Consider the following 19,181-nt stretch of genomic DNA (forward strand, 5'->3'; position numbering starts at 1 on the left):
GTCGCCTATACGCGACAGATGTTGAGTACTGACAACAGGAGTCGCGCATGCAAACGTACCTCACCACCGAGCAGCTCGCCAGCCGAATCCATTACGACACGCGGACGATCCGGGACCGCCTGAAGGACAGCGTACTGCTGGAAGGCATCCACTACATCCGCCCCTTCGGCGGTCGGAAGCTCCTGTTCGTCTGGGAAGCGATTGAGCGGGACATCGGCTCCGCCTCTGCGAGGCAGGCGCCCCTGATCCCGATGGCCAACGGCGCTGTGGCCCATGGCTAAGGTCCGCGTCCGTCCGGAGACGGGCCATCTCTACATCGACTTCAGCTACCGCGGCCAGCGCTGCCGGGAGCAGACCGCGCTCGATGACACCCCCGCCAACCGGAAGCTGGTCGACGGCCTGGCACGAAAGGTCGAGAAGGCGATCGCGACCGGCGCGATTGAATACGAGTCGTTCTTTCCCGGAAGCCCCCGCGCACGCAAGTTCGCCGCCGCATCCGAAGCGCACCAGGCGACCAGCCTGTCGGTTGAAGGGCCCAGGCCCGACGGTCCGACGTTCGCGGTCGCGGCGGACGCCTGGTTCCGCGAGAACCGGCCGCGGTGGCGGCAGAGCCACGCCGAGACGCTGAGCGCGATTCTCGACACCCGGCTGCTGCCTCACTTCGGGGACCGGCCCATCGCGACGATCTCGCGCGCCGACATTCTCGAGTTCCGCTCGCGCACCCAGACCGCCACCGGCCGAAAGGGCAAGGAGGAGCTGTCGCCGTCGCGGGTCAACCACATCATGACGGCGCTCCGGATGATCCTCGCCGACGCGTCGGACCGCGATGGGGTCGACAGCGCGTTCCGGAACATCAAGCCGTTGCGCCTGCCGAAGATGGACGTGCATCCGGTCACCCTCGACGAGGTCAACCGGCTCATCGCGACGGTTCGACTGGACTACCAGCCCTATCTGGTCACGCGCTTCTTCACCGGCCTGCGCACGGGCGAAATCAATGCGCTCGAGTGGAAGCACATCGACTTCGACGCGGACCTGATCCGTGTCCGGCAGAGCATCGTCCAAGGCGTGGTCGAGAACACCAAGACTGAAGGGTCGGCGCGTGACATCCCGATGGTGCCGTCCGTGCGTGCCGCGTTGGTGGAACAGCGCGCCCGCCTACCTGAGGACACCCGCTGGGTGTTCCCGTCGCCTGAAGGGGCGCCGCTCAACCTCGTCAATTTCACCAATCGGGTCTGGAACCCACTCCTGAGGCATCTGGGTCTGGCGCCGCGTCGCCCGTACCAGACACGCCATACCGCCGCGACGCTGATGCTCGCTTCTGGCGAAAACCCCGAATGGGTCGCGCGGGTGCTGGGCCACACCTCGACCGAAATGCTCTTCCGCGTGTACTCGCGCTACGTGCCGAACCTGACCCGCAACGACGGGCGCGCCTTCACGGGGCTGGTTACCGGCTCACCCGCCGCGGGCGCGCTTCCTGCCTCGTTGGCCGCGCTCAGCCGATCGCAGCTCGAGCAACTCATCCAGCAACTCCAGTCAAAGGGAGATCGCAATGGCGACGCATAATTCGAGTCCGACCGTCACGCCGGTAAGTGCTGTCCTGCTGGATGCGCGCCGCATCGGCGGCATCAAGGGCCCGTGCGTGAATGTCGCGCTCGCAGCGGAGGGCCAGCGCGTCGCCGCCATCAGTTTCGACAGCGACGAGGAGTGGCTCGATCGCCTGTCCGGTCCGCTGGCAAGTCAGGTGTTCGACCTGATGACCCTGCCTGGTCAGGACTGCGATGCTGTCGTCGGCATCCACGACGACCATCGCTATCCCGCGTTGTGGCACATGCCCGAAGACCTCTGCCCGGTCGAAGGCGTGCTCCCCGCCGTACAGGCGCTGATCCACGAGGTGCAGGCCGCACCGCTGAAGGCGTTTCTGCTCGATGTGTTCGCGCGTCGCGACATGCACAGGGTGTTCTGGACGATGCCTGCGTCGATTCGCCACCACCATGCCTACCCCGGCGGTCTCGCGGCCCACTCCATGGAGGTCGCGATGGACATCGCCCAGCACGTCGGACTGACCGACATCGAGCGCGACCTCGGCGTCGCTGCCGGGCTGCTCCACGACGTGGGCAAGATCTGGGCGTACTCCGGAGACATGCAGCTCACCACGGCGGCACGGGCGATGGGTCACGAGCTGCTGGGGCTGTCCAGGCTGGAACCGTACCTGCGCGACCTGGAGCGCCAGTGGTGCGACGGCGCTTACGCCATGCGAGTCCTGCTCAGCGGGCAGTGCCGCATGCGGTCCGACGGCTCGCTGCCCCACTCACTGGTGCAGCGTCTGCGCGCCTGTGACCAGCGCAGCGCCGAGGCGGCAAATCAGACGGATGCACGGCGCCAGCGTCGCGTGTGGACGCCAAGACCTTGCCCCAAACCGTCTCAGGCCGTGATGCGCTGAGCGTCTCACGGGATGCGAGGCCCGACGTGCAACGTCGGCTCGCAGTGCATTGCCTCAGGAGGATGGTGATGACGTCGAAACACATCGGACCGTTGTTTGGACGCGCGTGGCTCGCCGCGTGGAAGCGGATCTGGCAGTCGCCCGAACGGCTGGAGCGCCTTGAACGTGGATTGCGAGCCGCGGCCGGCGCACCGGTGCGCCTCAATGGAAGGCGCAAGGCCGGCGATCCGGAGCCTCCCGTGTCGCCGGAGTTCCAGGCCGCGCTTGACGAGGAACTGGTGATCCGAGGCCTGGCGCCTGGCGGTATCGGCGATGCCTCGGGGCAGGCGGACCAGGTACTCGCCAAGGCAGCCGGCCGCGCGGCCCGCCACCTGCGCCTTTCCGACGCCGCGCTTGAACGGCTCCTGCCACCAGAACTCATGAGGCTGGCGGACGGTGCGCCCGGCGAGGCGCCGCCCGTCGCAACAGAGATCCGCGAACGCGCTTTGTGCCTGATTCGGATCTACCAGGAACTCGACGCCATCGTTCCGTCGGAGAACGAGGCGCACGAATGGCTACGAGGCCACAACACCGAGCTGGGCGATTCCCCGCTCGCTTTGCTCGAGGACGGCCGGCTTGAGGATGTCCTCGCCCATCTGGAGCGAGCACGCCACCGGTAGGGCATCAACGTCCGATTCCTGACAGGAGCAACCCCCATGACCTACAAACTGATGTCGCTCGTCAACGCCCAGCTCGCCCGGCTCCTCGGCCTCGTGCGCACGCTCGAAGCGGTTCCGCTCGACGACACGCGACGGCGTGCATGGGGCGTGCGGGTGCGCGGCCGTGGCTTCGACCGGCTCGTTCAGGACGACATCCTGATCGCGCAGACGCTCATCCGTCCGCTGAGCGCCTATACGCCGCGCCCGCGCGTGTTCCACAGCGAGCTGCAGGCCCGCAGGTTCATCGACGGCATGGGCCGGACGCCCGTCGGCTGGCTGCGTTCGCTCGGGGCCGCGCGGCGATGAGCCGGAAAAACCGCTACGCCATTTCCAAGGGACGTAAGCATGACCATGCCTGACGAACGCACCCGCGCTTTGCTCTGCGCCGGTTCTTTCCTCATCGAGATCGCGAGGGATACGAGCCTGCCGCTCGGCGTCCGGCGCCAAGCAGTTTTCATCGCTCGACATTTCCCCACCATCGAGGACATCGCGAGCATGGCGGCCCCTCGACATACCGCACTGTTCGGACCGCAGCTGGCGCACCCCTCGGAAGTGCACTGGCGCGAGGACGGCCGTCCGGGCCCGCTCACGTACTCGACGCGCCTTGCTTGGCCTGAAGAGGAGAAGCCCAAGCGGTCTCGTCGGACGACAGTTGCGCGTCCAAACCGCCGCCGCTCACTTGGGGAAAGCCTCGATGATTGACCCGCTGATCCAGCAACTGAAAGACGCGCTGCAATTGATGGATTCGCTTGATCGGCGACGCGACGAGCTTTCGCTGCACGTCTGGGCCTTGGCGAAGGCGGCCGTTCCCGAGCTGGACGAGCTCGGCCGGCAGCTCTGGGGCGATGACCAGACCGGCGTCGCCTTCTGGTTCTGCCGACCCGGACGTGGGGAGAGCCCAGCCGAGCAGGTTGCCGCCGGTCGCGCTGGCGACGTGATCCAGCAGATCCTCCGCTCGCTGTATGGGGTCTACTCGTGAAGCGGGCACATCCCCTGCGGCGAACCAACGCTCACGCGAGACCGGTACGCGCGTTCATCCGCAGTGTCCCAGGCACTCTCACCTTCGCAGCGCTGATCTACGCCGGACTCATGCTGCCTGAACTTGTTTCTGAGTTGCTGATGTTGATGCCACTGTGCTTCGCGCTGTTCGTGCTGAAGCGCCTGCCTCCCCGGTCTCGTGACACGACCGAGCGTTGAACGTCAGCTGCTGACCGTGCTTCGACCAGAATTCCGCGGGCGCCGGTCGGCAAACAGGTCACGTATTGAGACGGCACCCAAGCGCTACTTTCGCGACGCACTCATCAATGTTATCCCGCGCGCAGCAAGCCGCGATGCCCGCGCTGAGTGGACAGCGGACTGAGACGGCTTCGGCCAAGTGCTCGACGCGCAAGGTGCGAGAGATGATCCCGATCGAGCGCGAGACCAATCCCACCATTACCTTACCCACACCGAGCGAGCAGGTGTCGACGATGGACCAACCGAGCTACCGGGCTTGGCACACAATGACCGCGCGCGAACAAGCGGTGTGGAGCGCGGCCTTTGCGCAGGCATGCGTGGCAGGCGACTCACCCCTTGAAAGCGCGGCTAGAGCCGAGGCTGCGGTCTTTGCTTTGCGCGGAACCGGCATGGACGCCCATGTTGCCGGGCCGGAGACAGAACTTGCGCGTCTCGGAATCGAGCTCAGGTATGACGAGTTTGTCCCGTGGTACCGCGTCGCCATGCAATTGGAGCGTGCAGGGTCGGGGCGCGCGGTGGCGGACGAGCTCGAATGCCGACAGGCGTTCGAGCGCTACGAACGTGGGCGAACAGACTTCTATTAGCCTGCGCTCCATCCCTCCAAACTGGGGTTGGCTGGGCGGGAGGCGTGTAACGCGCGGGTTGATCGCAGTCACCCATCGGCACTGGACCGCATCCACCACTCTTTTCGTGGCATCCCGGGTGCTTCGCGGTGATGTGCGCATCTCTCTGTAGTGAGCACCTGATCGGCAGTTCGCGTGGGACGGCAGACAAGCCACGCATTACCGAACGCAGACCCCGATGCCTGGCCGGCCACATCTGCAATCGTATGCCGCGGTGACTCCCCGGCTCCTTGTCGGACACTTTAAACGGCAGATATTTCGTGGTGACCCATCCACTGCATGCCCACGAAGGGCTTACCGATGACACCGTCATGCAGCTTGTCGATCGCCTCTTTGACCGATGGCAGCTGGACGGGACGACCCGTTGCCAGCTTTTGTCGATTGGCCTGCGGCCATGCAGCGCAGAGCGGATGGACTTACCCGCAGCCGTTGAGCGGGCGCGCAGCCTGTTGACCATTCATGCCGGGCTTCGGCTTCTTTTTCCAGACGACCAGAATCTGCGATGGACGTGGGTGAGCCGGCGGAACCTCGCCCTCGGTGGGTCGACGCCGCTTGAGGTGATGCTCGCTGGAGACACTGGCATTGGTCGCGTCCTCCAGCTCATCCGGCAGGGCGTTGGGACATGACGGCCCCAGGATCGTTAGAAAACGCCGATGCCCGTCGTCGCGAGGGGCTGGCGCAGCTCTGGCTCACCACGCATGACGTGTCGGTCTGTTGGTCGGGCGGTGGGGCGGACGCATCTGCGGCGCTTGCCCGGTCTCGCGATGGGACCGCCTGCCGGGGGTATGGATCGCCTCCGAACGCGGATATCGATGTCTACCGTACCATTTAGAAAACGCAGGTCAGCCTCGACCCGGGGCGGCCGAACTGTTGGTGATCCTGTCGCGAGGAAACAGCGGGGCTTGTCGCACGCCGAATGGCTGCATGGACCTCATCCGCGCCTTAGCAGTTGTCGCCCCTGTGAAGCTCTGGTCGAGGACGCTTCCAGGCGGTGCAGGCTACACGCCTTTGGTTCGGGACCCACCTCAACGCGAACTGATGACGTCACTCGTTCTCCATCATGCGCCCTCAGCCCCCGGCTTAAACTGCCGTCGAGAGCCGACATCGGGCCTACAAGGACCCGGTAAGTCTTCGAAGCTCGCCCTCGTAGTGCACCAGCAGTTCCTGCAATTCCTAAGCCGCAGAGACTGCGTTCATATACCGCCCGGTTATTTCAAGAGGACTCGAACAGGTGCAGCGGCCTCGCGTAGAGCGTTCCCTCTTCGGCAGTACTTCCCGCAAGGCATCGACGTATCGGGCTTCACGCATGTCCAGCTCGATGAAGTGGCTAGGCGCTTGAACGAACGGCTACGCAAGACCCTGAACTTTGAAACCCCGATCGAGCGATATCGACAGGCCGTTGCATTGACCGGTTGGAACCGCCGTCGAAAGCGGACATACCATTGCCGCATGGACGGACCGAACCGGAGGCGACTTTGTCGCTGGACCTGCTAAAGATCGAACTTGAGCGCTCAGCGGCCTTGGAGGCGCTTGTCGACGCCGCATGGGAAGGCGCCGGAGTCGGATCTGAGGCGTCAGCTAGGGCGGCAGCCGGCCTGTGCTCGCTCTCTCTGAATCACGGCCGTGCCATCCGGCTGCTTCTTTTGGAGGTCCCGCCGTCTGCGACGGCACTAATGCGACCTCAGTTCGAAACGCTGGTGCGCGCCGTATGGGCGCGACACGCAGCGAAAGAGTCGGATCTGGCTCGCTTGCTAGCCCAGCTCACCGTGGAAAGCCAACAGGCAGCAAAGAAGCTTCCCGGGGTGCCCGAGATGCTTGCAGCTCTCGGGACACTGGGGCCGAGAGGAGCTGCCGCCCTCCTGGGCCGAGCACGTGCACGACTCTGGGATGGTCTCAATTCGCACGTGCATGGCGGTATCCATCCGTTTCAACGCGGGGAGTCGGGTTATCCCACGCAACTGCTCTCCGACCTGCTCAAGAACACCAACGCGATGACCATGCTGACGGTGATCATGCTTGCAGAGCTAACCGGGAATGCAGAGTTCGTGGCGGTCATGTCGGCGCTTCATCACGAGTTTGCCGACGTGCTCCCGGAACTCGAGCCACTCCCTACATAGGCCGTGTCTGCTTTCGGCCAGCAGCGGACATCAACTACGCTGCCGAGCTCTTTCCAATGCTCTATCGAGGTGATTCATGGCGCAAATTGACGCGACGTATGACGCTCTGGACGCTCAGGTTAAACCCATATGCGCCCCACTATTCGCCACCGGGCAATACGGCGTAGGAGGGCACACGGAGACGTCGATCAATGCCACTGCTACATTCGTAAAGTATCGGGAACGGATCTACGCGGTGACTTGCCATCATGTGCTGGCAGCGTTCTTAGCGGCGGCCGTCAAGCAGAAGCTTCCGTTTGTGCCCTCGCTTCACAACGGCCGCGCCATTCTCCACCTTGGAACCTATGGCCCCAACGGATCGTTCGCTTGGTCATTCCGGAGCTGCCGGTCATTCCCTACCGCCGAAGAAATCGTGCACGACGATCAGGCTGCAACACTAGCCCGCGATCGATCCAATGCTGACCTGCCAGACATCGCGATCGCTGAAATTACCTCGGTGTGGCCCAGTCTGATCCAGCAACGAAACGCAAGAGCGCTGGACTTGGATACATGGGAACAGCCGGATTGGTCGGAAACCCAGTCCGTCTGGGTCGCTTTTGGGTATCCGGACGGCCACAAATATGAGCAGGACGGCAAGCTTGCCGTGCCAATGCCTAAGGTTCGGGCCGAACAGCAGACATCAAGGCTGGACCAGCGTGAATCGTTTGTCTTGTGCTCGCCACTTGGCGAGGATCATGGCTGGGGTTTCAGCGGTATGAGCGGCGGGCCGATTTTTGCGCCCCACAAGACAAAGGACTGCTTCTACTTTGCGGGAATCACTTACGAGGGGAGCCCTGGACTGCGCGATGCAGAAGGCGATGACGAAGCATTCCTGACGAAAGCTGACATTTTGCTACGAGGCTATTTGATCTCGCCCGCAGCCTTCGAGCGGTGGCTGGAGCTCGCTCAATACGGCGTCGCGACGAGCTAGCTCGTCGCGCGAATTGAAAATTCGTCGTGTCCGCTTCCGGCCAGAAGCGGACATCGCCGACCCCGACACCCTATCGGCGTGGCGCGCAAGGCCGCATCGGCGAGACGCCTATTTTGGACCGATGATCCACGCCGGCACCCGCACCAGCGCGGCTCATTCACCTGTGCGGGATCGGTCCAACGGATGTCAAAACCGATCCAGCCGGCGCTGGGCACGCGAAGGCGGCTTCATGGTTTTTCCGACAGGACGCGACATTCGACGATCCCGAAAGGTCGTGGTTGAGACGTCGGAGCCGTCGATCGGCCGGATGTGATGCCGCGCATCCAAGCGTTTGCGGCATATCGATCCGCGACGTCTCACGACGACCGCGACGCCAGCCGCACGACGATGCTAGCGGCGTCCGCGTGGACGGTTGCGTCGATACGTTGCGCAAGGCGGAACGTGAGCGGTGACAGCATGGTTGCCGGATCATGATCGGCATCGGCACCGGCCAAGGCGATCGCGAGCTGCCCGGGCGTCGCCACGATGCGCCCGCGGACGCCGGTCAGCCTGCGCAGGATCATTCGCAACAACACCGGGAGCTCGGCGGCGGCGCGTATGCGCACGGCCGCATCGGTGGCGAGCGTCAGGCTGTCGGACGTCGACGTTTCCTTGATGGCATCGCGTGCCAGCGTGGTGAGGTCCATCTCCCCCATCTGCAGCGGGGGCCGGCGGGCGACCGCGAGCAATGCCTCCACCAGGTCGCTCAACTCGCGCACGCCGCGGTCGAGGCGCTCCAGGCGCTGCGCACCGCGCGCGGTAGCCGGGACATCGTCGAGCAGGACATCGGTGACGCCGCGCACCACCGCGATCGGCGTGCGCAGTTCATGGCTGGCATCGGCGAAGAACGCCTGCTCGCGCTCGTCGGCGGTCGCCAGGCGCGCCTGGTAGTCGTCGATCGCACTCGCGAGCCGTCGCAGTTCGTCGTCCGGCATTCCCTCCGCGAGCGCCGTCCGTGCGGGACGCACCTGCAAGTGCTCGACCGAAGTGGCGAGCCGACGGAGCGGGCGCAGCGCCCCGCCTGCCAACCACCATCCCAAGGCCGCCGACGTGGCCACGCCCAGCGCGACGAACGCGGCGAGCCAGGTGTCGAGATGCTGCTCGAGCCGCTCGATATCCCCGAGGTCGATGACGAAGTAGAGACGGCCGGCCGTCGTGTCGAATACGCCGACATGCTGGCCTTCGTACTGCAGGTCTTCGTGCATTCCGGGCGGGAGCGACGCCAGCCACGCCGGGACGCGGCCGCGATAGCCGGACAGGCGCTGCGTCCGGGGCAGCACGGCGGGCAGGCCATTGGCCATCTGCAGCGCGTAGTCGTCGGCCTGCCCGCGCAGGATGGCCGCGGCCAGGAGGGATTCGTAGTCGTCGGTGACCACCAGCACCGCGCCTACCAGGAGCCCACTCATGACGAGCCCCAGCGCCGCGAATGCGAGCAGGAAGCGGCGACGCAGGGTGGCGGGCGGGCGCATCAAGCCACGACCCGATAGCCGACGCCGCGCACCGACGCGATCAGCGCGCGATCGAATCCACGGTCGACCGCGTTGCGCAGTTCGTACATCTGCTGGTGCAGCGCGGGCAGGTCGGGCGGGCCTTCGGGCCAGCCGGCGGCCAGCAGGCGGTCGTGGCCGACGATCGCGGGCGCGTCGGACAGCAGTGCGGTGAGCAGCCGACCTTGGATGCGCGTGAGCGCTATCGCGCGGCCGTCCCGGTGGGCCGTCATGGTCGACGGGTCGTACCGCAGCGGCCCGTCGTGCGGCGGCCGCGGCGCGTTGGCGAATCCCCGGTGGAGGGCGCGGACCCGCGCCTCGAGCTCCTGCATCGAGAACGGCTTGACCATGTAGTCGTCGGCGCCTTCGGCATAGCCGCGCAGCTTGTCCTCGAGGGTGTCGCGCGCGGTCAGCATCAGGATAGGCACGCCGCTGCCGCCCGCGCGAAGCTGGCGGCACAGCTCGAGCCCGTCCAGGCGTGGCAGGCCCAGGTCGAGCACGATCACGTCGAAGCCGCCTCTGCGCGCGCGCGCGAGGCCGCTCGCACCGTCGGGACAATGGTCGAGCTCGTAACCCCGGCGTTCGAGGTAGTCCCAGATGTTGGCGGCGATGTCGCGCTGGTCTTCGACCAGCAGGACGCGCAGCCCTTGGCCGGATGGGGGCGGAACCATGCCGCTAGCGTGCCACGCGACGCACCGGGCGTTTAACGTCCGGCTGAGGTTCGGCTGAGCCCGATTTACGGACGGGCAGCGACCGTTGACGCTTCGCCCCCCGACGCGCGCCGCATGCCCATATCCGTGTCCCCGGGCCGATGGCGTCCCGTGTGGTGGTCCGCCGCGATCTTCCTGGCGATCCACACCGTCGTGCGCCTTGTCCTGCGCCTCGACATTGGGCGCGCGGTGCCGCCCGGCCTGTCCGACCTGCGCCTGTTCGCCACCGGGCTGGTATTCGACCTGGCCACGCTCGCGTACGTCGGGTTTCCGATCGTCGTTCTGGTGGCGCTGGTGCCGGTCACCGGGCGATGGGGAAAGCTCGGCCGGCTCAGCATCGAGCTCGCCTGCGTCGTCCTGCTGGTCGTGCTGCTGTTCGTCGCGGTCGCCGAGTGGACGTTTTGGCAGGAGTTCCAGACGCGTTTCAACTTCATCGCGGTCGACTACCTCGTCTATACGACCGAGGTGATAGGCAACATCCGGCAGTCGTATCCGGTCGCGACGCTGCTGTCCGCGATCGTCGTCGCGACGGCGATGCTGGCCTGGGTCACGCGGCGGTGGCGGCGCGTCGACGACGACCGGACCTTGCGGGGCGCGCGGATCGCGGTGCCCGGCGCATGGGCACTGATCGCCCTGGGCGTGACCGGCGCGGTGCACGCGGACCTGAAGGACGGAAGTCCCAATGCCTACGCGAACGAACTGGCGGGCAACGGCATTTACCAGTTCTTCGCCGCCTACCGCGCCGCTTCGCTGGAGTACGACCGCTTCTATCGCACGATCCCCGATGCCCTGGCCGATACCGAAGCACGCGCCTCGGTGGCCACGCCCGACGCGACGTTCCTGCACCCCACCGGCATCGCGCGTTCGATCCACAACGCCGCGCCCGAACGCCGGCTCAATGTCGTGCTGGTCAGCGTGGAGAGCTTCTCGGCGGAATTCTCGGGCACGTATGGGCGCGCGGAATCGCTGACCCCCGAGCTCGACCGGCTCAGTCCGCAGAGCCTGGTGTTCACGCGCCTCTACGCGAGCGGAACCCGCACGGTGCGGGGCCTCGAGGCGCTTTCGCTGTCGGTGCCGCCGACGCCCGGCGAGTCGATCGTCAAGCGTCCGCACAACGAGGGGCTCTTCTCGCTGGCGAGCGTGTTCAACGCGCACGGATACGAGTCGGAGTTCCTGTACGGCGGCTACGGCGCCTTCGACAACATGAACTACTTCTTCGGGCACAACGGATACGCCGTGCACGATCGGACCGAGATCCCGCGGAGCGCGATCCATCACGAGAACGTGTGGGGTGTGGCCGACGAGGACCTCTACACCCTGGCCCTTGCGCGCTTCGACCAGGCCCACGACGCGGGGCATCCGTTCTTCGCGCACCTGATGACGACGTCGAACCACCGCCCCTACACGTTTCCCGAGGGGCGTGGTCCGTGGAAGCAGCACAAGCGGATCAGTGCCATCCGCTACACCGACTGGGCGCTCGGCGACTTCATCCGTCGCGCCCGGACGCACCCGTGGTTCGCCGATACCGTTTTCGTCGTCACTGCGGATCATTGCGCGATGAGTGCGGGCAAGGCGGAACTGCCCGCGTTCCGCTACCACATTCCGCTGTGGATCTACTCGCCCGCGCACGTCGCCCCGGGGCGCTTCGACGGCCTCGCGGGTCAGATCGACATCGCGCCGACGCTGCTCGGCCTGGTGGGACTGGACTACGAGAGCCGCTTCTATGGTGTCGACGTGTTCCAGTCACGCCCGGAGCGCGCGCTGATCGGGACCTATCAACTGCTGGGTCTGCTCACGGATCAGCGGCTCGTGCAGCTCACGCCGCATCGGCGCGCGGAAACGCTCGCGCCCGCGATGGTCGACGACGTTCCGCAGCCGCCCGTCGCCGAAGACCCGGAACTCACCCTGCGTGCCATCGCGCTCTACCAGCACGCGGCGCGCGACTTCACGTCCGGCGCGATGCGCATCGATCGCGTCGCACCGTCCAGGAGGCACTGATGCACAACCTGCTGGAAGAAGGCGCCGAGCTGTCGGCCGTGGTGTTCGGACTGTTCGCGGCCATCTCGCTGCTGAGTCGATGGCACGACCATTGGGCGGCGGGCTTCCATCGCCGTCGCGGCGGTATCCTGCTGCTGGTCGCCGCGTTCGTCGTGCTGTTGCAGGTGTCGGAGGAGGTGCTGGGTCAGGAGAGCACCGCGGCCGATCGCTCGATCCTGCTCGCCATCCACACCGCGGTGCCCGCAGGTCTCACGCCGCTGTTCAACTTCGCGACGCAGACGGGTTCCGCGCGTTGGCTGGTTCCGATGGTGGCCGTCGCCGTGGCGCTCCTGCTGTGGCGACGTCACCGGTTCGAAGCACTGCAGCTCGCCACGACCACCGCCGTTGCAGGCCTCGTGGTCTACGTCGCGAAGACGGCCGTGGGCCGTGCGCGTCCGGAGCTCTGGAGCACGCAGTGGTTCTGGGGTTCCAGCTTTCCGAGCGGGCACACGTTGAGCACCGCTGCGGTCGCTACGGCAGCCTGCCTCGCGGTGGCGCGCGTCCGGCCCGGGATCCGCACGCCGGCCGTGGTGCTGGCGATCGTCTGGGTAGCGCTGGTGGGGCTGTCCCGCCTGGTCCTCGGCGTGCACTGGCCGACGGACGTGGTCGCGGCGGCCTGCGCGGGACTGCTGGTCGCGGCGGGCGTCAACGGCGCGCTCACCGTCACCGGTCACCGTACCGGACGACTCGCCCTGGATTCGTTCTCCCCCGTCGCTCCGGAAGGCCCCCCATGAATCGCAACATCGAGGAAGCGCTCAGCAAGGTACCCGCGATCACACTCGGTTTCTGGATCATCAAGATCCTCGCGACCACGCTCGGCGAGATCGGCGGCGATGCGGTGACGATGTCCTGGCTCGGCGAAACCACGCCGAACGCCGGCGCGTCGGGCGTGTCGGGCTACCTGATCGGCACCGGAATTTTCGCGGTCGTGTTCGCCGCCGCGGTCGCGCTGCAGATCCGTGCGCGCCGGTTCAACCCGTGGATGTACTGGACGACCATCGTCGCCAGCACGACGGTCGGCACCACGCTCGCCGACTTCACCACGCGCTCCCTCGGCATCGGCTACACGGGCGGCTCGACGCTGCTTCTCGGCCTGCTGCTCGCATCGTTGTTCACGTGGCATCGCACCACCGGCACCATCTCGGTCGACAGCGTGCGCGATGCGCGCTCGGAGCTGTTCTACTGGCTCACCATCACGTTCTCGCAGACGCTCGGCACCGCGCTGGGCGACTGGGTGGCCGACACGCAGGGCCTGGGCTACGTCGGCGGCATCTGGATTTTTGGCGGCTTGCTGGCGCTGGTTGCCGTGCTCTACTTCACCACGAAGATCTCGCGCACGGCGCTGTTCTGGGCGGCATTCGTGCTGACGAGGCCGCTCGGCGCCGTGATCGGTGACTTCCTCGACAAGCCGCACGCCAAGGGCGGGCTCGAGCTCAGCCGCTACACGGGCTCGATCGCGCTGCTGGTGGCGATCGCGCTGTGCATCGCACTGTTTCCGCAGCGACCGGCGACGCGGGCCCACTGATGCGCCTGCGTCTCACATTCGCGCTCCTGCTCGCCAGCGGCGGCGCGTGTGCGCAGGCCGGCCCGCCGATGATCACCAACGATCCGGATACGCCGGGGCCCGGCGTGTGGGAAATCAACATCGCCGCGACCGGTGCGCGCGTTCCCGGCGGGTTCGACCTCGACGCGCCGGACGTGGACATCAACCGCGGCGTCGGCGAGCGCATGCAGCTGTCGCTTCATGCCTCGTGGGCACACGGTCGTTCGAACGGCGCGTGGCGGTCCGGCCTCGGCGATGTCGAATTCGGGCTGCGCTACCGTTTCCTGGATGCCGCGACCGATGGCGTTTCCATGGCGGTGCAGCCGCTGTACGTCCGCGGCTGGTCGGCGGCCGCGCGGCGGCGTGGCCTGGCGTCCGAAAACGCGGAATGGGTGCTCCCGCTGCAGGTGGCGCGACCCTTCGGCGAGTTCAACGTCGGCCTCGAGGTTGCACGCCACTTCGTGGCCGACGAAGCCGATGCCTGGCAGGGCGGCATGTTCGTATCGCGCGATTGCTTCGGCGGCGACTGCCTCGCCGAGATCAACAGCACGCGCGTGGACGGCCAGTCGGTGCGGACCACGCTCAACGTCGGGGCGCGGCGTCCGCTGCGCGAAGGGCTGCTGATGATGGGGTCGGTGGGCAGCGAGGTGACCGGGCGCGACCGCGCGCCGCTGGTGTTCTACGTCGGGCTGCAATATGTCCGCTGATCGCGCCTGGATCCGCGACGCGCGGATCGTCAGCGTCGTGGTCGCGATGCTCGCGTTGGCGTTCCTCGGAAGCCGCGGTCTCTGGGATCCGGACGAAGGCCGGTACACCAACGTCGCCCTGAACATGCTCGCGCGCGGCGACTGGCTGATTCCCCACCGCAGCCTCGAGGTCGCGCACTGGACCAAGCCGCCGCTGGCGTACTGGGGCATCGCGACGAGCTTCGCCGTATTCGGGTTGAACACCTGGGCGGCGCGCCTGACCTCGGCGCTCGCCTATGTGCTGTCGGCGTGGCTGGTCGGGCGCATCGCGCGACGCCTCGGCTTCGGGCCCGCGCCGTGGGCGGCGCTGGTGTTCGCCGTCATGCTGCTGCCCGCCGTCGCATCGCAACTCGTCACCACCGACATGCTGCTCGCGGCCTGCGAGCTGATCGCCATGTGGGGCTACGTGGAGCGGCGCTGGGGCGATGGCCGCCTGCGCTGGGTCGTGCTGATGTACGCCGGCTTCGCGCTCGCGTTCCTGGCGAAGGGGCCGCCCGGGCTGCTGCCGGCACTGGCAATCGTGGCCACCGAACTGGCGGCGCCGCAGCCCCGACGCATGCTATCGGCCACCGGGCTGCTGGCCTTCGCGGCCATCGCGCTGCCGTGGTTCATCGCGGTGGTCGCGGCGGTGCCCGGGCTGCTCGGGTATTTCCTCGGCCACGAAGTGGTCAACCGCGTTGCGAGCAACGACTTCGGCCGACATGGCGAGTGGTACGGCTGGCTCGTCGTCTATGTCCCGACGCTGCTGGTGGGCACGCTCCCGTGGACCTGGCCGGCCGTGCGCGGGTTCGTGGACATCGGACGCAACGCCCGCACCTGGCGCACTGCGGACGTGCGGCGTCGCGACGCGCAGCTGGTCCTGCTCATGGCGTGGACGGGCCTGCCCCTCATCGTTTTCTGCATCGCCCGGTCGCGGCTGCCGCTGTACGTGCTGCCGCTGATGGCGCCGATCGCGTTGGTCGTCGCACGCCGCCTCGATCGCACGGATCGCGTCCCGGTGCGCGCGCTGGTCGCGTGGTGCATCACGCTCCTGCTGCTGCGTGCGGTGGGCGCGTGGATTCCATCGACCCAGGACGCGCGTGCATTCGCAGCCGCGCTGCGCGAGCGCGCGCCGCGGCAGGTCACGGAAGTGGTCTTCGTGGACGACGTCCCGCGTTACGGTCTTCGGCTGCACCTTGGCGCCCATGTGGAAAACGTCGGCCTTGCGAATGCCGGCGCTGCGACGTCCGTGAACCCGGATGTCGATGAATCGCTGGACCGCGAACTCGGCGATGCCGCTTCGCCGCAGGCGCTGTGGATCACCCCCGCCGGGCGCTGGCCTGCGGTCCGCACCCATCTCGAGGCGCGCGGTTTCGACGCCACCGCTCTCGGCACGCCGCTGCAGGGGCGCATCGTCTTCCGGGTCCTGCCGGCCCGGGCCGTTCCCGCACCGCACTAGAACTCCGCCATGCGTCACGCCCTGTTCGCCCCGTTGTGGCTCGCCCGCCTCGTCGGCCGGGCCGCTCCAGGCCGCGGTCCGCAGCGCCGCTCGCGGTGACTGCGTATCGACCGGTCGTGGGCGTAGGCCGGCGGGACCTTCGCGACGTGCACCCCAGGTGCATCGCCTTTACCGGAGCCGCTGCCATCGCATGCAGGTGCTCGACACGTCGAGTGGAGCACTGGTCGGCGAGGTTCCTGGCACCGACGACGTGCACGGAATCGCGATCGTTCCGTCGCTCGGCCGCGGCTACGCGACCTACGGGCGCAGGAGCCAGGTGACAGCGTCCGGCCTGTGCACGCTCGCGGTCCTGCGCCGCGTCCCCGCGTTCGCGCATACGCCATCCTCCGACCCGCATTCGGGACACCTGTTCGCCTTCAACGCGCGCAGCAACACCGCATCCGTCGTCGCCCCGGTGGCGGCCGCGAGCCCTCGTCGGTCGACTTCGCAGGCAACCCGGAACTCGACGCCCGGATGTCGCAGGGCATGTCTACGTCGATCCCGGGAGCCGTGGCGAGGTAGTCGCCATCGGTTCGCCCGCGTCGGGCGCCGCGAGTGTCCATGCCGTCGGGGGCCGCGAAAAGCCGACCGTGCCCACCGGCACGGGTGCGCGCACCGTCGCGCTCGACCCGGTAACCCGTCGCGCCTGTCTGTCGAGCGCGCAGTTCTGCCCGAAGCAGCGGGCCGGGATGCACAGCACCCATCGTGCCGGCAGCCTTGAAGTGCTGGTGGTCGACAGGCGCTTACTGACGCGCCGCACCGCGTCCGGCCGCTAACGATCGCCTGAGGGGGGCATGAGGCGGCGTTAGCGCGCCAGCGCGCACGCTCGACACTCCCCACGGAGTGCCGTCATGAAAACCCTCACCGTTGCCATGCTCGTCGCATTCGCGTTCGCCGCGTCGCCCACGGCCTTCGCAGCGAACCCCGGCGCCGCACCGCTGCTGTCGAAAGCGCGTGCCGAAAGCATTGCGCTTGGCCGCGTCGCCGGCGGCACGATCCGAAGCGCCGAACTCGAGACGGAAATGCATCGCCGCGTCTGGTCGTTCGATATCGAGCGACGCGGCCACGCGAGCATCACCGAAGTGCTCGTCGACGCGAGTAACGGGCGCGTCCTGAAGGTGCACGAGGAAAGCCCGGCCGCGGAGCGCGCCGAGCTACGCGCGGAGCACCGCGAACACACGCACAAGTAGCCAACCCGAGCTGTGATCACGCCGGCGCGGGCGCATGAATTCGCGCCCGCGATGGTCGATAAGACCGCCCGGCGATGCTCAGCCCGGGCGCGGCGCGAATGCGATCAGGATCACTCCCGACGCGACCAGTCCGATGCCGATCCACTCTCGAAGCGTCGGCCGCTCGCCGAGGAAGGCGAATGCGAACAGCGCGACCAGCACCACGCTGAGCTTGTCGACAGGCGCGACCTGCGCGGCGTGCCCGATCTGGAGTGCGCGGAGTAACACACCCACGACGCGCCCGTCGCTAGCGCGGATAGCACTAGGAAGATCACGGTTCGTGGCAAAAGCGCGCGCGGGTCGGTCCACTTCCCGGCCCAGGTCACGAACGCTCCGAGAACGAAGACGATTACAACCGTGCGGAACAGCGTCGCGAAGTCCGAGTCCACGCCCTGGATGCCGACTTTCGCGAAGATCGCAGTTAGTGCCGCGAATCCCGCCGAGAGCAAGGCCCAGACGGACCAAGTCGAAGTTGTCATCGCGAGTCCTCCTGATCGCATCCATGGCCCGGCTGTGGAAGTGAAGGCGTCGGGTTGGCGGGTCCTCCGGGGCATATGCGCCTTGCACCCACGTCATCCAGTTAGCGAACACCGGGCACTCCGACGGCCTGCCCTACGTCCGCTTTGGGTCGAGAGCGGACATGGCGGGGCCCGACCTCCTATCGAGCGCACGTACCGCGAGCCGCAGACCGAAGCTGAGCAGCTGTCAGCGGCCCGGGCTCGACGCAGGCTGATCGCTCGGCAACAACTTCTGCGCACGCAACCACCTTTCCGCAAGCTCCGGCCACGTACCTGTGGCGTTCCCGGGCGACCGTAGACCGAACGCGTGTCCTCCGCTTGAAAAGAGGTGGACCTCAGCAGACGCGCCCGCCTTCTCGAGCGCGCTAGCGTAGAGTGTGCTGTTGCAGATCGGATCGACCGGGTCATCCCACGCCTGAAGCAGGAAGGTCGGCGGTGTCTGCTTCGTTGCCTGGATACTGGGCTCCAGTACATGCCCGTCGCGGCACAGGTGCCCGGGATAGAGCGCCATCGCGAAGTCAGGGCGGCTGCTGAGCGCATCGGCGGCGTCGACTGGCCGATAGGTGTCTTTCACGATGTTGCTTGTCTGTGCGACCAGGTATCCACCGGCCGAGAAGCCGATGACGCCAACCTTCGCCGGATCGACCCCCAGGCTTGCAGCGTTCGCACGCACCAGCCGGATCGTGCGCTGCGCGTCCTGGAGCGCCAGGGGCACCGGTGGCGTGACCCGACGGTTCAGCGTGTCGTCCCAGTAGTCATTGCCGCCCGGGACGCGGTACTTCAGCAGCACGCAGGTCGCCCCCATGCGTGTCACCCAGTCGCAGATTTCGGTGCCCTCCAGATCGATCGCCAGAATGCGGAAGCCGCCGCCCGGGAAAACGATGATCGCGGCATCGGTTTTGCGCGAAGCCGGCTGGAAGACCGTCATCGTGGGAGCGGAAACATTCGCAACCGCCGTGTAGAAGCGGCCGGGTACCTTCCTGATGGGCGAGGCGGATTCTTTCGGCCGTGCCTGGCTCGGCATGTCAGGCGCGGCACCGTGCCAGATAGGAATCTCTTCCGCACCCGCCGGTAACCAGGTTGCGCTGGAACTGGCAATCGCCCGGGAGCCGCCCTGAGCCGCAAACGACGAGATGGCAGCGCTCGAGAGAACAAACAACAACAGGGCTTTCCGCACGCGAAGCTCCAGATAGGAAGTGCGGATTCTGCACTCGTACGCGTCCTGTGGATGGGTCGATCAGCACCCGACGTCCGCTATCGGCCAAAAGCGGACATCCCTGCCCTAACACCTGAGTTAAGCCGCGCCGCGAA

At 66.9% G+C, this 19,181-nt stretch carries 21 protein-coding genes and 2 pseudogenes; 19 read left to right on the forward strand and 4 right to left on the reverse strand.

The features are described 5' to 3' along the window. Positions 1-47: 47 nt before the first annotated feature. The 12 genes and pseudogenes from E4F61_RS14460 (at position 48) to E4F61_RS14510 (ending at position 8,084) form a co-directional block, all read left to right on the forward strand. Positions 48-281: a hypothetical protein gene (locus E4F61_RS14460; protein ID WP_133480291.1), complete on the forward strand. Its 234-nt coding sequence runs from the start codon at positions 48-50 to the stop codon at positions 279-281. Continuing rightward, a complete protein-coding gene (locus tag E4F61_RS14465; RefSeq protein ID WP_133480292.1) occupies positions 274-1,563 on the forward strand; it encodes an Arm DNA-binding domain-containing protein in 1,290 nt (429 codons plus the stop codon). The genes E4F61_RS14460 and E4F61_RS14465 overlap by 8 nt, the downstream gene beginning before the upstream one ends. Further along, a complete protein-coding gene (locus tag E4F61_RS14470) occupies positions 1,550-2,440 on the forward strand; it encodes an HD domain-containing protein (protein ID WP_133480293.1) in 891 nt (296 codons plus the stop codon). The genes E4F61_RS14465 and E4F61_RS14470 overlap by 14 nt, the downstream gene beginning before the upstream one ends. A 68-nt stretch (positions 2,441-2,508) precedes the next feature. After that, the gene (locus E4F61_RS14475; RefSeq protein WP_162301511.1) at positions 2,509-3,099 is read left to right on the forward strand and encodes an antitoxin Xre/MbcA/ParS toxin-binding domain-containing protein; all 591 of its coding nucleotides are present in this window, start codon (positions 2,509-2,511) and stop codon (positions 3,097-3,099) included. 36 nt (positions 3,100-3,135) lie between these two features. Further along, complete coding sequence (locus E4F61_RS14480) at positions 3,136-3,444, forward strand: hypothetical protein (protein WP_133480295.1); 309 nt, start codon at positions 3,136-3,138, stop codon at positions 3,442-3,444. A 39-nt stretch (positions 3,445-3,483) separates the two neighbouring features. Continuing rightward, the gene (locus E4F61_RS14485; RefSeq protein ID WP_202909023.1) at positions 3,484-3,840 is read left to right on the forward strand and encodes a BPSL0761 family protein; all 357 of its coding nucleotides are present in this window, start codon (positions 3,484-3,486) and stop codon (positions 3,838-3,840) included. Then, positions 3,833-4,117 carry a hypothetical protein gene (locus tag E4F61_RS14490; RefSeq protein WP_133480296.1) on the forward strand — a complete coding sequence of 95 codons (285 nt, stop codon included), beginning with the start codon at positions 3,833-3,835 and terminating at the stop codon, positions 4,115-4,117. Before E4F61_RS14485 ends, E4F61_RS14490 begins: the two co-directional genes overlap by 8 nt. 421 nt (positions 4,118-4,538) lie before the next feature. Continuing rightward, the gene (locus E4F61_RS14495; protein WP_133480297.1) at positions 4,539-4,958 is read left to right on the forward strand and encodes a hypothetical protein; all 420 of its coding nucleotides are present in this window, start codon (positions 4,539-4,541) and stop codon (positions 4,956-4,958) included. 449 nt (positions 4,959-5,407) lie between these two features. Then, on the forward strand, positions 5,408-5,623 hold the full coding sequence (locus tag E4F61_RS15080) for an antitoxin Xre/MbcA/ParS toxin-binding domain-containing protein (RefSeq protein ID WP_425480165.1): 216 nt from the start codon (positions 5,408-5,410) through the stop codon (positions 5,621-5,623). Between the two features lie 634 nt (positions 5,624-6,257). After that, positions 6,258-6,410 (forward strand): annotated as a pseudogene (locus E4F61_RS14970) (IS30 family transposase); the annotation flags it as partial. 62 nt (positions 6,411-6,472) lie between these two features. Continuing rightward, complete coding sequence (locus E4F61_RS14505) at positions 6,473-7,114, forward strand: DUF6988 family protein (RefSeq protein WP_133480299.1); 642 nt, start codon at positions 6,473-6,475, stop codon at positions 7,112-7,114. Positions 7,115-7,190: 76 nt separating this feature from the next. Then, complete coding sequence (locus tag E4F61_RS14510; RefSeq protein WP_133480300.1) at positions 7,191-8,084, forward strand: trypsin-like peptidase domain-containing protein; 894 nt, start codon at positions 7,191-7,193, stop codon at positions 8,082-8,084. A gap of 356 nt (positions 8,085-8,440) precedes the next feature. Here E4F61_RS14510 and E4F61_RS14515 read toward each other — a convergent pair whose 3' ends face one another. Together E4F61_RS14515 and E4F61_RS14520 are read right to left on the reverse strand one after the other, a co-directional pair. Next, positions 8,441-9,592, reverse strand: coding sequence for a sensor histidine kinase (locus E4F61_RS14515; protein ID WP_133480301.1), 1,152 nt, complete (start codon positions 9,590-9,592; stop codon positions 8,441-8,443). Then, positions 9,592-10,281: a response regulator transcription factor gene (locus E4F61_RS14520; protein WP_133480302.1), complete on the reverse strand. Its 690-nt coding sequence runs from the start codon at positions 10,279-10,281 to the stop codon at positions 9,592-9,594. Before E4F61_RS14520 ends, E4F61_RS14515 begins: the two co-directional genes overlap by 1 nt. Before the next feature lie 150 nt (positions 10,282-10,431). Between E4F61_RS14520 and E4F61_RS14525 the strand changes: the two genes are divergently transcribed. The 7 genes from E4F61_RS14525 (at position 10,432) to E4F61_RS14555 (ending at position 17,313) form a co-directional block, all read left to right on the forward strand. Further along, positions 10,432-12,318 carry an LTA synthase family protein gene (locus E4F61_RS14525; protein ID WP_162301513.1) on the forward strand — a complete coding sequence of 629 codons (1,887 nt, stop codon included), beginning with the start codon at positions 10,432-10,434 and terminating at the stop codon, positions 12,316-12,318. Beyond that, positions 12,318-13,091 (forward strand): phosphatase PAP2 family protein, encoded by a 774-nt coding sequence (locus E4F61_RS14530; RefSeq protein WP_133480304.1) that lies wholly within the window; start codon positions 12,318-12,320, stop codon positions 13,089-13,091. Before E4F61_RS14525 ends, E4F61_RS14530 begins: the two co-directional genes overlap by 1 nt. Then, entirely contained in the window at positions 13,088-13,882 is a 795-nt protein-coding gene (locus E4F61_RS14535; RefSeq protein ID WP_133480305.1) for a COG4705 family protein, read from the forward strand. The genes E4F61_RS14530 and E4F61_RS14535 overlap by 4 nt, the downstream gene beginning before the upstream one ends. Beyond that, positions 13,882-14,607, forward strand: a complete 726-nt coding sequence (locus E4F61_RS14540; protein ID WP_133480306.1) for a hypothetical protein — start codon at positions 13,882-13,884, stop codon at positions 14,605-14,607. The genes E4F61_RS14535 and E4F61_RS14540 overlap by 1 nt, the downstream gene beginning before the upstream one ends. Then, a complete protein-coding gene (locus E4F61_RS14545; RefSeq protein ID WP_133480307.1) occupies positions 14,597-16,084 on the forward strand; it encodes a glycosyltransferase family 39 protein in 1,488 nt (495 codons plus the stop codon). The genes E4F61_RS14540 and E4F61_RS14545 overlap by 11 nt, the downstream gene beginning before the upstream one ends. 629 nt (positions 16,085-16,713) lie before the next feature. Further along, positions 16,714-16,899 carry a hypothetical protein gene (locus E4F61_RS14550; protein WP_133480308.1) on the forward strand — a complete coding sequence of 62 codons (186 nt, stop codon included), beginning with the start codon at positions 16,714-16,716 and terminating at the stop codon, positions 16,897-16,899. Positions 16,900-16,974: 75 nt separating this feature from the next. Continuing rightward, positions 16,975-17,313 (forward strand): PepSY domain-containing protein, encoded by a 339-nt coding sequence (locus E4F61_RS14555; protein WP_133480309.1) that lies wholly within the window; start codon positions 16,975-16,977, stop codon positions 17,311-17,313. Positions 17,314-17,391: 78 nt separating this feature from the next. Here E4F61_RS14555 and E4F61_RS15090 read toward each other — a convergent pair. Together E4F61_RS15090 and E4F61_RS14565 are read right to left on the reverse strand one after the other, a co-directional pair. Beyond that, positions 17,392-17,906: pseudogene (locus tag E4F61_RS15090) on the reverse strand (EamA family transporter). A 151-nt stretch (positions 17,907-18,057) separates the two neighbouring features. Next, positions 18,058-18,969, reverse strand: a complete 912-nt coding sequence (locus tag E4F61_RS14565; RefSeq protein WP_425480166.1) for an alpha/beta hydrolase — start codon at positions 18,967-18,969, stop codon at positions 18,058-18,060. Between the last annotated feature and the right edge of the window lie 212 nt (positions 18,970-19,181).

This window comes from Cognatilysobacter segetis, from assembly GCF_004359965.1.
In the GTDB taxonomy this organism is placed as follows: Bacteria; Pseudomonadota; Gammaproteobacteria; order Xanthomonadales; family Xanthomonadaceae; genus Cognatilysobacter; species Cognatilysobacter segetis.